The sequence below is a fragment of the Stakelama sediminis genome, assembly GCF_014199335.1.
Classification (GTDB): Bacteria; Pseudomonadota; Alphaproteobacteria; order Sphingomonadales; family Sphingomonadaceae; genus Sphingomonas; species Sphingomonas sediminis.
In genome coordinates this window covers 27001-42500 of sequence record NZ_JACIJI010000005.1, presented here as the reverse complement: position 1 = coordinate 42500, position 15500 = coordinate 27001, and the positions used below count along the sequence as shown (strand labels likewise).

At 61.3% G+C, this 15500-nt stretch carries 11 protein-coding genes, 1 tRNA gene, 1 rRNA gene and 1 pseudogene (1 of these 14 running past the window's edge); 5 read left to right on the top strand and 9 right to left on the bottom strand.

What is annotated here, in order from left to right:
• From FHR23_RS12560 to FHR23_RS12550, 3 genes and pseudogenes are all read right to left on the bottom strand, one after another.
• Positions 1–1362 (bottom strand): 16S ribosomal RNA (locus FHR23_RS12560); it reaches 126 nt to the left of the window's first position.
• A 746-nt stretch (positions 1363–2108) separates the two neighbouring features.
• Positions 2109–3122 (bottom strand): annotated as a pseudogene (locus FHR23_RS12555) (methyl-accepting chemotaxis protein); the annotation flags it as partial.
• 327 nt (positions 3123–3449) lie between these two features.
• Positions 3450–3878, bottom strand: a complete 429-nt coding sequence (locus tag FHR23_RS12550; protein ID WP_184004524.1) for a CBS domain-containing protein — start codon at positions 3876–3878, stop codon at positions 3450–3452.
• 64 nt (positions 3879–3942) lie between these two features.
• Here FHR23_RS12550 and FHR23_RS12545 point away from each other — a divergent pair, with 64 nt between their 5' ends.
• Complete coding sequence (locus FHR23_RS12545) at positions 3943–4230, top strand: hypothetical protein (protein ID WP_184004521.1); 288 nt, start codon at positions 3943–3945, stop codon at positions 4228–4230.
• A gap of 81 nt (positions 4231–4311) precedes the next feature.
• Here FHR23_RS12545 and FHR23_RS12540 read toward each other — a convergent pair whose 3' ends face one another.
• From FHR23_RS12540 to hisS, 4 genes are all read right to left on the bottom strand, one after another.
• Complete coding sequence (locus tag FHR23_RS12540; RefSeq protein ID WP_343043142.1) at positions 4312–4956, bottom strand: DUF4167 domain-containing protein; 645 nt, start codon at positions 4954–4956, stop codon at positions 4312–4314.
• A 257-nt stretch (positions 4957–5213) separates the two neighbouring features.
• Entirely contained in the window at positions 5214–6032 is an 819-nt protein-coding gene (gene prmC, locus FHR23_RS12535; protein WP_184004515.1) for a peptide chain release factor N(5)-glutamine methyltransferase, read from the bottom strand.
• On the bottom strand, positions 6022–7101 hold the full coding sequence (gene prfA / locus FHR23_RS12530) for a peptide chain release factor 1 (RefSeq protein WP_184004512.1): 1080 nt from the start codon (positions 7099–7101) through the stop codon (positions 6022–6024). Before prfA ends, prmC begins: the two co-directional genes overlap by 11 nt.
• A complete protein-coding gene (gene hisS / locus FHR23_RS12525) occupies positions 7098–8348 on the bottom strand; it encodes a histidine--tRNA ligase (protein ID WP_184004510.1) in 1251 nt (416 codons plus the stop codon). Before hisS ends, prfA begins: the two co-directional genes overlap by 4 nt.
• A gap of 122 nt (positions 8349–8470) precedes the next feature.
• Here hisS and FHR23_RS12520 point away from each other — a divergent pair.
• Positions 8471–8544 (top strand) — tRNA-Gly (locus FHR23_RS12520).
• A gap of 353 nt (positions 8545–8897) precedes the next feature.
• On the opposite strand, the gene FHR23_RS12515 is transcribed toward FHR23_RS12520, so the two are convergent.
• Positions 8898–9827, bottom strand: coding sequence for a LysR family transcriptional regulator (locus FHR23_RS12515; protein WP_184004508.1), 930 nt, complete (start codon positions 9825–9827; stop codon positions 8898–8900).
• A gap of 126 nt (positions 9828–9953) precedes the next feature.
• Here FHR23_RS12515 and FHR23_RS12510 point away from each other — a divergent pair, with 126 nt between their 5' ends.
• The 3 genes from FHR23_RS12510 to FHR23_RS12500 are packed head-to-tail and all read left to right on the top strand — an operon-like array spanning position 9954 to position 14169.
• Positions 9954–11153, top strand: coding sequence for an HlyD family secretion protein (locus tag FHR23_RS12510; protein ID WP_343043141.1), 1200 nt, complete (start codon positions 9954–9956; stop codon positions 11151–11153).
• Entirely contained in the window at positions 11150–12673 is a 1524-nt protein-coding gene (locus FHR23_RS12505) for a DHA2 family efflux MFS transporter permease subunit (RefSeq protein ID WP_184004505.1), read from the top strand. Before FHR23_RS12510 ends, FHR23_RS12505 begins: the two co-directional genes overlap by 4 nt.
• A gap of 5 nt (positions 12674–12678) precedes the next feature.
• The gene (locus FHR23_RS12500; protein ID WP_184004502.1) at positions 12679–14169 is read left to right on the top strand and encodes an efflux transporter outer membrane subunit; all 1491 of its coding nucleotides are present in this window, start codon (positions 12679–12681) and stop codon (positions 14167–14169) included.
• A 5-nt stretch (positions 14170–14174) separates the two neighbouring features.
• Here FHR23_RS12500 and FHR23_RS12495 read toward each other — a convergent pair whose 3' ends face one another.
• Positions 14175–15398, bottom strand: coding sequence for an NAD(P)/FAD-dependent oxidoreductase (locus tag FHR23_RS12495; protein ID WP_184004499.1), 1224 nt, complete (start codon positions 15396–15398; stop codon positions 14175–14177).
• Positions 15399–15500 lie beyond the last annotated feature (102 nt).

The following is a 15500-nucleotide window of genomic DNA, read 5'->3' as shown; positions in this document are numbered from 1 at the left end:
TCCCATGGTGTGACGGGCGGTGTGTACAAGGCCTGGGAACGTATTCACCGCGGCATGCTGATCCGCGATTACTAGCGATTCCGCCTTCATGCTCTCGAGTTGCAGAGAACAATCCGAACTGAGACAGGTTTTGGAGATTAGCTCACACTCGCGTGATTGCTGCCCACTGTACCTGCCATTGTAGCACGTGTGTAGCCCAGCGCGTAAGGGCCATGAGGACTTGACGTCATCCCCACCTTCCTCCGGCTTATCACCGGCGGTTCCTTTAGAGTACCCAACTAAATGATGGTAACTAAAGGCGAGGGTTGCGCTCGTTGCGGGACTTAACCCAACATCTCACGACACGAGCTGACGACAGCCATGCAGCACCTGTGTCCCAGTCCCCGAAGGGAAGGAATCCATCTCTGGAAACCGTCCGGGCATGTCAAACGCTGGTAAGGTTCTGCGCGTTGCTTCGAATTAAACCACATGCTCCACCGCTTGTGCAGGCCCCCGTCAATTCCTTTGAGTTTTAATCTTGCGACCGTACTCCCCAGGCGGATAACTTAATGCGTTAGCTGCGCCACCCAAGTTCCATGAACCCGGACAGCTAGTTATCATCGTTTACGGTGTGGACTACCAGGGTATCTAATCCTGTTTGCTCCCCACACTTTCGCACCTCAGCGTCAATACCAGTCCAGTGAGCCGCCTTCGCCACTGGTGTTCTTCCGAATATCTACGAATTTCACCTCTACACTCGGAATTCCACTCACCTCTCCTGGATTCTAGCGATGCAGTCTTAAAGGCAGTTCTGGAGTTGAGCTCCAGGCTTTCACCTCTAACTTACAAAGCCGCCTACGCGCGCTTTACGCCCAGTAATTCCGAACAACGCTAGCTCCCTCCGTATTACCGCGGCTGCTGGCACGGAGTTAGCCGGAGCTTATTCTCCAGGTACTGTCATTATCATCCCTGGTAAAAGAGCTTTACAACCCGAAGGGCCTTCATCACTCACGCGGCATTGCTGGATCAGGGTTTCCCCCATTGTCCAATATTCCCCACTGCTGCCTCCCGTAGGAGTCTGGGCCGTGTCTCAGTCCCAGTGTGGCTGATCATCCTCTCAGACCAGCTATGGATCGTCGCCTTGGTAGGCTTTTACCCCACCAACTAGCTAATCCAACGCGGGCTCATCCATGGGCGATAAATCTTTGGTCCGAAGACATTATCCGGTATTAGCGCAAATTTCTCTGCGTTATTCCGAACCCAAGGGCAGATTCCCACGCGTTACGCACCCGTGCGCCACTAACTCCGAAGAGTTCGTTCGACTTGCATGTGTTAGGCATGCCGCCAGCGTTCGTTCTGAGCCAGGATCAAACTCTCAAGTTTGATGTTCCACTCTAGCGCCGCGGAATAACGACGCCGGAGCAGCTCATTTCAAGGAGCCGTTCCTGCACAAATCTTTTGATCACAATCAGGCGAACCCGATCGTCATCGTCACGTAATGGAAACGTGTAAGGACATGTAACGGACAACCATTCAGAGCGAACCCTGAAAGGAAATCCTTGGAACGGCTTGGTTTTTCCGAGTATCCGACACCTTGAATGCCGGACCCGGGGCCGCCGCCCACATGTCCCTTCATCTAAAATCACAATGTCAAAGAGCGCAAAAGACCGACGCTCCGCCAAACCCCTTTTTTATCGGGGCGACTAAAGCGCCTGGTTTTTGGTGACCGTTGCGGCGTTCCGTGTGGCTCACCGCGTCGGTGAAGTGGCTTCTACGGATGGACCCCCTACCCGTCAAACCCTTTTTGCAATTTTATGTCACTTTTTTCTGAAAGCGCAGATTTCTGCGGCTTACACAAAGCGACCCAACCCCAGTCGACATCGCCTCCCCGTCAATGCACGCGTCGAATCGACGAATCAGGCCTCGAATCGAGCTGGAATTATGTGCGTGGAACTCCATTCTGCATCCGAATATCGGTTTTCCGGCCCGATCGCCTGCTGGCCTCCGACGATTCGAATCGTCAGCCCTGCCGATAGAGTCCGTTGCAGGCACCTCTGAGTTTCTTTCGTGTCTTGTCGGCGAGGTTCAGGCCCGAAGACTGACGCATGCCATTATCCAGCGCAGCCGCATCAGGCAGCGCGGTGGCTGACCATATCCTTCGAAGCATCGGTGAGACGCATTTTCCCGCCACCCCTGAGTGCCGCGTCGATCGCTGCTTCATCCGGCACCTTCTGCTCGATCACGCAGCGCAGCTTCAGACCGTCAAAGCCATGATAGGGCCGCGGAGGGGCCTGTGCCACGATCGCACCGTCTTCGGCATCGACCGCAGGCTGGTTCAGCACCGAACGGATATCCAGCCTCTGGTGAAACACATAACTGCCGGTGCTGGCGACCACTCGGTTTTCGATGTCGACGACGGATACGATGGCATCTCCGGTGGTTTGCCCACCGGAATGCAGAATCTCATCGGTCTGCCCCTCGAAATCATATTCCAGATAGCACACCCCGATCACCACACCGTCCTGACGAATGGGCGCGACATAGATCAATACCCTGCGACCACCCGACCAGGGGTTGTCCCATACCGCATCGGTAAACCAGTCCTCTCCCGGACCTGCCGCCATCGCCCTGCGATACTGATCCGCCCGGGACAGGTTTTCGTTGCGGACATTGGCATTTTCATGGGCGCAGACGACAATCTCGCCGCGCGCATTGCATATGAATGCATTCAGAAAATAGGGAGAGAAGCCCAGCATGGTCCGTAACCGTGCCAGCGCACGCTCTTCAACATCGGCCGCGGTTTGCGCACGGGCGGCACCGTCGATCACCGCCGGATCGCTGGCCAGGATTCGCACGTCGATCGATCGGTCGTAGAGTGAGCGGCAAATCGTCTGCGCCATCGACTGCGCCAGTTCCGCGAGTCGGGCACGCTCCACTTCGGCAACCAGTTCTTCGGAGATCGCCGAGCCACGGGCAAGCCGTTCCATCACCTCAGCGCGGAATTTGGTGCTGGAGGCGCGCGCCTGCTGGGCCAGACTCTTGACCTCCTGCGCGACCACGGAAAACCCCTTGCCCGCATCGCCCGCACGCGCGGCCTCAATCGACGCATTGAGCGCGAGCAGGTTGGTGCGCCCGGCTATCTCCTCATTTTCGCCCGCATAGAACTGCACTTCTTCCTGCAGCGTTGCGAGCAACTTCTTGATCCTGCGCGGCATTCGCGGTCCCCCGATTGGCCCATTTATGGCAGTTTTACCGATAGTTGGTTAATAAGCCGCCATCATGCCGGGCCGGGGTCACACTGGCCCTGGGGCGGATCGACATTCAGAAGATGATGTGACGGAGTCGCAGACGTTCGTAGAACAATATGATGGATTTTCGTGACCCGGCGCGCAGCGTACTTTCAGTACGTGAGCACCGGAAGCGCGGAAAGCCGCCTTTTGCAGACCACCAGGGCTAAATGCCGATCCGTCCTAAGCCTGCCGGATATAATCGCGCATCGCCTCTGCCTCGGACTCGATCTTGTCGATCCGATATTTGACCAGATCCCCGATCGATACGAAACCGGTCAGCCTGCCGTGCTGCATCACCGGCAGATGGCGGATACGCCGCTTCGTCATCATACCCAGCGCATCGAGCACCGCATGGTCCGGTTCGACGGTCACCGCAGGCGCGGTCATCAGCTCGCGCACTGGACGGTTCAACGCCGCCGCGCCATCCTTGCCCAGACAATAGATGATGTCGCGTTCCGAAAAGATACCGGCGACGGAATCGCCATCCATCACCGGAACCGCGCCGATCCTTCGCTCGGCCAGCAGCGCCACCGCATCGCTTACCGTAACGTCACCGGTAATGGTGACGATATCGCTTTCTTTACTTTCCAGGATTGCCGCTATGGTCATCGGCCTTCTCCTCTTCCCTGTTATGGGATTGAGAGTTTCACGAATCGGGCGCAAATGAAAGACCATGCACGACCAACGGTCCCCTTTGGACGATGACGAATATGCCGCCTTTGCCTGGGCGCGTTATCGCCGCATCCTGAAATGGATGGGTGCCTTTGCCGCATTCGTCGCGATCGGGTGCGTGCTGTTTCTGTGGTGGTGGGCCGACATGATGCCCCTCCACATGGCGATTGCCACGGCGCTCGGGGTCTGGCTGACTATCATGCTGGCGGCGGCGCTGATGGGTCTGATGTTCCTAAGCTCCGGCTCGGGCCATGACGAAGCCGTCGACCGGTTCAATCGCGACGCATAGCGCACCTGATCCAGGCACCGATAAAAAAGGCCGGGCTGCACTGACTGTACAACCCGGCCTCATCGGTGATTTTCAAGACGTTCAGGCGGCGGAGGCCGCTTCGTCCCCGTCATCGTTACGCGCAGCAGCGGCACGACGGCGGCGCGGCTTCTTTTCTGCCGGTGCCGCATCGGATTCGCTTTTCAGCGCGGGCGGCAGGCGATCCGCCTCGATCGCGGCATCGCCGCTTTCCTGTTCGGTTTCGCTCCGACGCGGACGACCGCGACGACGCGGCTTGACCTCGACTTCGCCCTCTTCGTTTGCAGAAGAGTCGTCGGGTTTGTCGGCCTTTGCCTGATCGTTCCGGTCCTCGCCGTTTCCGGCCTGCCGACGCGACCGTGTATTGCGGCGCTCATTGCGGGTGTCGTCGCCCTGCTGCGCATCAGCGTTCTGCTCGTCATCATCGCGATCGTCGGATCCGTCCTCGCGCTGCCGTTTTTCCTCGGCACGCTGGCGATTATCGTTGAGCACGCGGAAATAATGATCGGCAAACTGCAGATAATATTCGGTATTCACCCGGTCGCCCTGCATTTGCGCATCACGAGCGAGGTTTTTGTATTTTTCGAGCAGTTGCGCGGCATTACCGCGATTCCGGCTGTCGATACGATTGGCGCTGTCTGGGCGACCGCCGCCCTGTGGCCGCTGGCCGCCGCGGCCGCGACGGCGGCCGGCTTGACGATTGTTCATCAAGGTCTCAATGTCCTGTTATCAACACTATAGTCCGTCGATCCACCTGATCCCGGATGCGAGTCATACCCGCGAGTATGCCGGCCCCCGGCAATACTCGCCTGCCACGGCCACCGGACTGCAGCGGCACACATGACGTTGGAGTGGGTCAGTGCCCAAAGCTCAACACAATCTGGTTGAAGTGCCTTCCCCGATCTCTGCTGTAACGGGTTCGCAGCCATTCTCCAAGGGGAAATATGGCCATTTCCGTCAATTATTCAAACCGCGATCAATGCACGGGGATGCCCGGCCAGATCATGACGGCATGTAACGTGCAGCATCTGCGCCTCCAGCAACGCCGTCACCGCCACCTGCTGACGATAGCCGATTTCCAGAACCGCCGCGCCGCCGGGACGCAACAGCCGGGGAAGGTCCGGAATGATCGCGCGATAGGCGTCCAGCCCGTCCTCCCCGGCGAATAGGGCATCACCGGGTTCGTGCCCCGCCACCTCCTGCGCCAGCACCGTATCGGCTTCGATATAGGGCGGATTGGCGAGGATCAGATCGAACCGCTGCCCGATCCCGCTTGCCCAGTCACCCGCGCGCATCTCTGCCCGCCCCGGCGCAATCCGCGCCGCATTGCCCCGGGCATAGGCAAGCGCCGTCGCGGATCGCTCGACCCCCAGCCCCGTCGCCTCCGGCCATTGATCGAGCGCGGCGAGCAGCAGCGTCCCCGGCCCGGTCCCCAGATCGAGAACGGTTTCCGGCGCACGCCCTGCGAAATGCGCCGCCGCCGCCTCGATCAGCGTTTCGCTGTCGGCGCGCGGCACCAGGCATCCCGGCCCCACCTCCAGCGTGATCGTCCAGAAATCGCGGCTGCCGACGATATAGGCCACCGGCTCGTGCGCCAGCCTTCGTTCCAGCAAGTCCGCAAAACCATCGGGCACCGCCCGGCTCAACCCGCCCAGCAGCATCGCATCGCGCGTCACCCCCAGCGCATGCGCCATCAGCAGTTCGGCATCGAGCCGCGGAGTATCGCTGACCGGTTCCAGCGCGCGTGCGGCATCGTTCAGCGCGGCGCGCAGGTCAGGCTGCATCTTCCAGCGTCGCCAGCCGCTCCGCCTCATCCTCCGCGATCAGCGCGCCGATCAGTTCGTCCAGTTCGCCTTCCAGTATCTCCGGCAGGCGGTGCAGCGTTAGGTTGATCCGGTGATCGGTCACACGGCCTTGCGGGAAATTATAGGTGCGGATGCGTTCCGAACGGTCGCCCGACCCGACCATCGACTTGCGCGCACCCGCCCGGTCGCTGGCCAGCCGCTCACGCTCTGCCTCATACAGCCGCGTGCGCAGTACCTTCATCGCCTTGGCGCGGTTCTTGTGCTGCGATTTCTCGTCCTGCTGAGTAACGACGATCCCGGTCGGGATGTGCGTGATGCGCACCGCCGAATCGGTGGTGTTCACATGCTGTCCGCCCGCCCCAGACGAGCGATAGACATCGATGCGCAGATCCTTGTCCTCGATCTGCACATCCACGTCCTCCGCCTCGGGCAGCACCGCGACGGTGGCAGCGGAGGTATGGATGCGTCCGCCCGATTCGGTCACCGGCACGCGCTGCACCCGATGCACGCCGCTTTCGAACTTCATCCGCGCGAACACGCCCTGTCCCGTTACCGAGACGACGACTTCCTTATACCCGCCCGCTTCGGAGGCACTGGCGGAGATCAGTTCGACCCGCCAGCCGCGCGTATCGGCATAACGCTGATACATGCGCAACAGGTCGCCCGCGAACAGTGCCGCCTCGTCCCCGCCGGTGCCCGCACGAATTTCCAGCATCGCCGAGCGTTCGTCGGCCGCATCGCGCGGCAACAGCGCCAGCGCCAGCGTGCGCTCCGCGGTTTCCAGCGCCTGCCGGTTTGTGTCCAGCTCTTCGGCGGCCATCGCACGCAATTCGGCATCGCCTTCGCGCGTCATCTCGGTCAGCGTCTCGCCCTCGGCCCGCAACCGGCGGACATTGGCGGCGGCCTTCGCCACCGGCTCGATCTCGGCATATTCCTTCGACACCGCGACGAAGCGGTCCCCCGGCAGGTCGCCGGTCGCCATCAGCGCCTGCAACTCATCGCGCCGCGCCTCGATCTGCGCAATCCGGTCTGCCGGGATACGGGTCATGCTTTCCGCAACGCCTTCGCCAGTTCGCTGAAAGCAACCGGCTGTTGCTCCCCGGAAGCCAGATTTTTCACGCCTGCCTGCCCCTGAGCAATTTCCTCATCGCCCAGAATCACCGCATATCGCGCATTCTGAGCATTGGCCCTCGCCATGCGCTTTTTCATGTTGCCGCGAAAACCAATATCGGCGGTCAGCCCTGCACGGCGCAATTCCGCGACCAGCCCTTGCGCGCGAAGCGTCGCCGCTTCACCCAACGGAATGACCGCTGCATCGACGTAATTAGCCTGCGGCTCTTCAATCAGCATCGCCAGACGCTCAACTCCTGCGGCCCAGCCGACGCCCGGCGTCGAAGGGCCGCCCAGATTCTCGACCAGCCCGTCATAGCGCCCACCCGCCAGCACCGTGCCCTGCGCGCCCAGCCGGTCGGTGACGAACTCGAACGCGGTGTGGCGGTAATAATCCAGCCCCCGCACCAGTCGGCTGTTACGCGTCCACTGTACCCCGGCCGCGTCCAGTCCCGCCGTCACCGCGTCGAAAAACGCCCGCGCCTCATCGGTCAGATAGGCATCGATATCCGGCGCGCTATCCGCCACCGGCCGGTCGCGCGGGTCTTTCGAATCGAGGATGCGCAGCGGGTTCTTGTCCAGCCGCGTCAGGCTGTCCTCCGACAACTGATCACGATGCGCTTCGAAATGCGCGACCAGCGCGGCGCGCCATGCTTCACGCGTTTCGGCATCGCCCAGCGTATTGAGCTGCAAGGTCACGCCGTCTGCAATGCCCAGTTCGTGCAGCAACTGATCCGCCATCACCAGCAATTCGACATCGGCCGCCGGTTCGGCCGCGCCGATAATCTCCGCATCGATCTGGTGAAACTGGCGGAACCGCCCCTTTTGCGGGCGTTCATAGCGGAATACCGGCCCGCTGGTGGTCAGCTTCATCGGCGCGTGCTGCTGCCAGCCCTCGGTGATGAAGGCGCGCACGATCCCGGCGGTGAATTCGGGACGCAGCGTGATCAGATCGCCGCCCTTGTCCTCGAACGTATACATCTCCTTCGACACCACGTCGGAGGTTTCGCCCATCGAGCGCGCGAACACGCCGGTCGCCTCAAACACCGGAATATCGACGCGCTGAAAGCAATAGAGCGCACGCACGCGTTCAAAGGTCGAAAGCACCTGCGCGAATCGGCGCTGATCCTCGCCGAAAATATCCTGAGTGCCGCGAATGCGGTTAGGGGTCGTGTTTCTGGCCATTTGGGCGGGCTATCTAGGACAGGCTTTCCGAAAGCGCCAGTATTTAGCGCATTAAGCATTTGGGCATGCAGGTTGATCTTGCGCCCGCGCGCGGGCAAAGCTACATGCTCGCTCCCGGCCGAGCGGGTATAGCACAATGGTAGTGCAGCAGCCTTCCAAGCTGAATATACGGGTTCGATTCCCGTTACCCGCTCCACTTTATCCCAGCAGCCGCAGAAAACCGCCACCCAGAGGCGGCCATGCGAACCAATGCTCACTCCACGCTGATCGCGAACAATTTCGAACGCGGAACGCTCACCATCGACGAGCAACGCTGCCTCAGGCGTCAGGCGCTCGAAGATGAGCTCGCCCATGCGATGCGCCAGATGCTAATGGCGAAGCGGACAGGTATTTCGCGAAAGCGGCTCCTCACCATTGAGCAGGGCGATCGGATATCGCGAGCGGCGCTTGATGCGCTTGTCCAGATATTAATAATGTCACCCACCCACTTCTGGTTAGGCGCAGCGGCGACCAAACAGCCAGGAATAAAAGTGCCTCAGCGGACATATTTCAGCGATGGTCCGGGTCGCGGCCGAACGCCCGCAATTTATCCAGCAGCCATAAAATCCCGGCATCCTGCCGCAGGCGACTGTGCCACAGCGCCGACAAGGTGAAGAGGACGTTCGGTTCAGCGGCATCGACTATCCTCACCCCCATCACATCGCCGACACGATCAGCCAGACGGCGCGGCACCTGTGCGATCAGATCGCTTGCGCCCACTGCGGCAACGGCGGTCAGCCCCTCATACACGACCGCATCGGGATGCCGTTCGTGCGGCAGTTGCAAGCCGACGACTTCGGACACCTGACGTATCTCAATCAGCGAAGTGGGCAGGCCAAAGGGGTGAACCGTACCGATCTGCAACCGCGGACAGGCATCAAGTTCGGCGCGATCTATCGAACGCCCAATCAGCGGATGCTCCCTTGCCGCAATCCATACGAAATCATCTGAAAACAACGTTTCCGTCACGAAGCGGTCGGGGACGTGCTCAAACAATCCGACCGCCAGATCCACCGCGCCCGCCTCCAGCATCGCCGGCAATTCCTTGTCGAGCGGCACCAGCCGGATCGTAATGCCGGGCGCCACGTCGCGCGCCCATGCGATCAGCTGCGGGGCCATCAGTGTGCAAAAATAAGATCCCACCGCCAGAGTGATCGTCCGCTGTACCGTAGTCGGGTCAAAACTGCCGGGTGCCAGCGCGCTGCGCAGGCGGATCAGGCCGGCATGCACCTCCGGCGCCATCTCAATCGCGCGTGCAGTCGGTTGCAAGGTTCGCCCCGAACGTACGAACAACGGATCATCCACCGCATCCCGCAACCGGCGCAGCGCATGGCTGATGGCCGACTGCGTCAGGCCCAGCCGGTCGGCGGCACGCGTAGTGCTGCGCAATTCATACAGCGCATCGAAGGTCTGCAGCAGGTTGAGGTCGATCTGAATCATGAATCTTGTTCATAGTATAATCGCCAAATGACCATTTTGTAAATTATTGCACCGCACTATATTCGTATTTCTGCGTATGCGCGGCCGTTGCCGCCCTTTCAGTTTGCATTTTGAGGAACAAGCGTGGTGGACAAGGCCTCTACCCTGGAAAAATCGCGTCCGGCCCAGGGCCATGACGTTCTCGGTGACGAATGGACTGAGGATCGTGCCTTTTCGGAAGAAACCGGCACCGAAGCTGAGCCGGATCTTCAGACGGAGCGGCCTGCGCGCGCCAGGCGCTGGCGCAAACCATTGCTGCTGCTGGCCCCCATCATTCTGCTGCTGGGCGGCCTCTATGTCTATCTCAGCGGTGGGCGGTATGAATCGACCGATGACGCGTTTCTGCAAACCGGTCTGATTTCCGTCAGCCCCCAGATTTCCGGCCGGGTCGTGGCAGTCGCAGTGCACAACAACGAACGCGTACATAAAGGACAGATACTGTTCCGCATCGACCCCGCCCCCTATCAGGCGGCGGTCGAACAGGCACAGGCGCAACTTGCCAATGCCCGTACGCAAATCGCTTCCCAGCGGGCCGATTATCGCAAGGGCGAAGCACAGCTTGCCGCCGCGCAGGCACAGGTGCGCTATGCCGACCGCGAAGCAGCGCGGCAAAAGGAGTTGCTGGCCGAGGGGATTTCCAGCCAGAACCAATATGATCAGGCCGTGCTGGCGGCGAAGACCGCGCGGCAGGATGTCGCGACCGTCGGCCAGCAGAATGCGTCCGTGCAGGCGCAACTGTCCGGCAATGTCAGCGCACCGATTGCTACGCAGCCCGCCGTGCGCGCAGCACAGGCGGCGCTCGATCAGGCACAGCTCAACCTGAGCTACACGGTCGTGCGCGCTGCACAGGACGGCATCGTCGCCAAGGTCGATCAGCTTCAGGTCGGCGATTATGTCACCGCCGGACGCCCCGTCTTCACGCAGGCCAATCCCCGCATCTGGGTGGAAGCCAATTTCAAGGAAAACCAGTTGCAATATATGCGGCTGGGTCAGCCCGCGACGATCAAGATCGATGCCTTTCCCGATCTGAAGCTGACCGCGCATCTCACCAGCTTCAGTCCCGGCACCGGTAACGCCTTTTCGGTGCTTCCCGCAGAAAACGCGACAGGTAACTGGGTGAAGGTGGTACAGCGCCTGCCGGTCGAACTGACCATCGACAAGCTGCCAGCCAGCATATCGCTTCACGCGGGGCTTAGCGTCGAGGTGACGGTGGATACCGGGCATCAGCGCCATTTGTTCAGCCACGATACGCCGCCCACCCAGCCGGAGGCCGCGCAGGCACAATGACCGACGTCTATCCCGCCCCGGCAACGCGGCGGTTCATCACGGCGTCGGTGATGGCGGCGACGGTGATGAATTCGCTCGACAGTACGATTGCGAATGTCGCCCTGCCGCATATACAGGGCAGCGTCGCCGCCTCTGCCGATCAGATTACCTGGGTTCTGACCAGCTATATCATCGCGGCCGCGATCATGACGCCGCTGGCCGGGTGGCTGGCCGGACGGATCGGGCGCAAGCGGCTGATCCTGGCATCGATCATCGGCTTTACCTTCGCGTCGGGCCTGTGCGGACTTGCCACCAGCCTGGGCGAACTGGTCGGCTTTCGACTGCTTCAGGGCATGTTCGGTGCCGCCCTTGTGCCGATGAGTCAGGCGATCCTGCTCGACATCAATCCGCCCGAACGCCACGGCCCGGCCATGTCGATCTGGGGCATGGGAGCGATCCTGGGGCCGATCATCGGCCCGGCACTGGGCGGTTATCTGACGCAGAATTACAATTGGCGCTGGGTGTTTTATATCAACCTGCCGGTTGGCGTCATTGCGTTTATCGGTCTGTCGCTGTTTCTGAGCGAAACCAAATCGGGGGAGAAATCCCGGCTGGACCTGTTCGGCTTCGCCATGCTGGCGCTTGCCATTGCATCGCTGCAACTGATGCTCGACCGCGGCCAGTTGCTTGACTGGTTCAATTCCTGGGAAATCTGCATCGAAGCAGCGCTGGCGGCGACCTTCTTCTACCTGTTCATCGTCCACACGCTGACGGCGGACAAGCCGTTTATCGACCTCGCCCTGTTCAAGGACCGCAATTTCGTCTCCGGATCGGTGCTCGGCTTCTTCCTCGGCGTGCTCATCTTTTCGGTCCTCGCACTGCTGCCGCCGATGCTGGAGGGGCTGATGGGCTATCCGGTGGTTCTGACCGGTCTCGTCACCGCGCCGCGCGGTCTGGGCACGATGGTATCGATGATCATCGTCGGTCAGTTGATCAAGCGTGTCGATGCGCGCATCCTGATCGGCGCCGGCCTCGCAATCGCCGCCTATGCAACCTATTCGATGAGTGGCTTTTCGCTGGGCATGGACGAAAGCCTTGTCGTCAGCAGCGGCTTTGTACAGGGGATCGGCACCGGCCTGATCTTCGTGCCGTTGTCGACCATCGCCTTTGCCACGCTCAATCCGCGCCTGCGCAATGAAGGGGCGGCGATGTTCACGCTCATCCGCAATATCGGGTCGGCAATCGGTATCTCGGTGTTGCAGGCCATGACGATCCGCAACGGTGCCATCGTGCATTCCCGGCTTGTCAACGGTGTTCGACCCGACAATCCGGTATTTCAGAATGTCATGCCGAATTTCGATTTTTCGATGAGCGGCGCAGTGGCGAAGCTGAATGCGGAAATCACCCGGCAGGCCGCGATGGTGTCCTATATCGATGCCTTCCATTTCCTGTTCGTGACCACGCTGGTGGTCGCCCCTCTGATCCTGTTGATGCGCCCGCCGAAAAAGAACGCGGAAGCACCCGCCATGCATATGGACTGAAGACCATGCGTTTTCCTCTCTCTCCCCGAACCCTGCTGCTTGCGACCGGTACGGCGACGTTGCTCGCCGGATGTACCGTCGGTCCGAACTTCACGCCGCCCGCCGCACCCGGCACGACCGCATATCGCCCGGCAAGCGACAAACAGCAGGCAGCCGTTGCCAATACGCCGGCGGTCGAGCAGGGTAACGGCCCCGCGCTGCGCTGGTGGACGGCGTTCGGATCGCCGCAGCTCGACACGCTGGTCAATCAGGCGATTGCGCATAATGCCAGTCTGGAAGCGAGCAACGCCACGCTGGCCGCATCCCGCGAAGAGGTCGCCGCGATCCGGGGCAAGCAATTGCCGCAGGTCGATGCCAATGGTCGGATCGAGCATGAACAGGCCAATCTGGCCGCGTTCGGTTTCAAGCCGAATCCGGCACTGGGGTTGAGCGGCAATCCCGAATTCGACCTGTATTCGGTCGGTGGAGGCGTGTCGTTCGACCTCGACCCGTTCGGCAAGCTGCGGCGCGGGACGGAGGAAGCAGCGGCAAAGGCCGAGGCGCAACTGCGTCAGACTGAGGCCGCGCATCTGACGGTTGCCGGACAGGTGGTCAATCAGGTGCTGACCATCGCCGCGATCCGGGCCCGCATCGCCACCGCCAACACGCTGTTGCAGGACGATCAGCGCAACGTCGACCTGACCCGCAAGCGCAAACAAGCGGGCGAAGGGACGCTGGTCGAAGTGCTGAACGCGCAGAGCCAGTTCGAAAATGATCGCAGCGACATCCCGCAGTTGAACCAGCAGCTTGCCGAGGCACGCCACCTGCTCGCAACGTTGTGCGGCATCGCACCTGCCGATCTGGGGCCGACCGATTTCGACCTCGATACGCTGACTCTGCCGCAGTCCATTCCCGTCGCATTGCCATCGAAGCTGGTGCACAAGCGCCCGGACATTTTGCAGGCGGAAGCCAATCTGCACGCCGCGACTGCTGCCGTGGGTGTCGCAACCGCGAACCTCTATCCCGACATCACCATCGGCGCGACGATTAGTCAGGGATCGAACGATCTGGCGCATCTGCTCAGCAATTCGACGCGCGGGTTCGACTTTTTCGGCGGTCTGCTCGCACCGATCTTCCACGGCGGCACGCTGAAAGCCGAAAAGCGCGCGGCTGTCGATCGCGCCAAGGCGGCGGACGCCACCTATCGCCAGACGGTGCTCGACGCCTTTCGTCAGGTCGCAAACCTGTTGCAGGCGGTCGACAGCGATGCGCAGTCCGTCCATAATCAGCAAGAGGCCGTATCGGTGGCGCAGCATTCGCTGCACCTGTCACGGCGCAGCTATCAGGTCGGCAATACCGGCATTTTGCAAACCCTGGACGCCGAACGGCAATATCAGCGCGCGCAATCCGGGCTGGTCGAGGCACGGGCGCGCCAGTTCCTGAACGTCGCGCACCTTTATGTCGCGACCGCGGGCGGCTGGACCGGCGACCCGACTCAGACCGCCGCCAGTCACTGAACGGCCTATACCAGTTCTTTGAGCGGCACTTCGACATTCGCCAGCCGGTCCAGATCGGGCATTGTGCCCTGCATCACCAGCTTGCGGCCCTGTGCATAGTCGCGCATCTGATTGACGCAATCGAGCGCGATCACCCGCCCGCCGCGCAGATAGACCAGTGCGAATTTGCGATCCGCCGGATCGCCGCGCAGCACCACCTGATCATGACCGATGGACAGGCCCACGGTCTGCAGTTTCAGGTCATACTGGTCGGACCAGAACCATGGCACCGCATCGTATGCGGCATCCTGTCCGGTAATGGTCTTTGCCGCTACCGTCGCCTGATCGTTCGCGTTCTGCACCGATTCCAGCCGGATGTTCGTCCCATCGGCATAGGCATTGGCATGCAGGGCGCAATCGCCGATGGCGAAGATGTCGGGCAGGCTGGTCCGGCACTGCACATCGACCGCCACCCCGTTGCCGCCCTCGGCACCGGCACGCAGCAACGGCTCGACTGCCGGAACAATGCCGATCCCGACCACCACCATGTCGCAGGGCAGTTCGGTACCATCGGCCAGCCGAACCGCGCGCACCGCATCGCCGTCACCCAGAATGCAATCGACCGCGGTGCTGAGGCGCACATCGACGCCATGTGCGCGATGCTCCTCTTCATAAAAGCGGGACAATGCCTCGCCCGCGACCCGCGCCAGCACGCGGTCGAGCGCTTCCAGCAACACCACTTGCTTGCCTTGCTTGGTAAGCGCAGAGGCAGCTTCCAGTCCGATATAACCGCCGCCGATCACCACCGCGCGCTTCACATCGGGTAGTTCGGCCATCATCCGGTCAGCATCGGCGCGGCTGCGCACCGTATGCACCCCCTTCAGATCGATGCCCGAACAGCTCAGGTGCCGCGCATGGCCGCCCGCTGCCCAGATCAGCTTGCCATAGCCGATGGCCTCCCCGTCGGCAGCGGCGATGCGGTGCGCCGCCGGGTCGACGGTTTCCACCCGAAAGCCGGTGATAAAGCGGATTGCGCGTTCTTCCCAGAAAGCGGCCGGCCGGATCAGCATCCGTTCGAATGGTTTATCCCCCGCCAGATACTCTTTGGACAGTGGCGGGCGTTCATAAGGAAGTTCCGTTTCTTCCGTGACGATCGCAATCGAACCTTCGAATTTCGCCTGACGCAGGGCGATTGCCGCCTGCGCCCCGCCATGTCCGCCGCCGACGATCACCACATCGAATTGCCGCATGTCCTTCTCCTTCAGCGGTGCTAGTCGGAAATTACAGGCGAGGAGTCAATTTGAAGCGTGAAGGGCAGATATAGGGCCTGCCCGGCTCAGGCGGCGTCACGC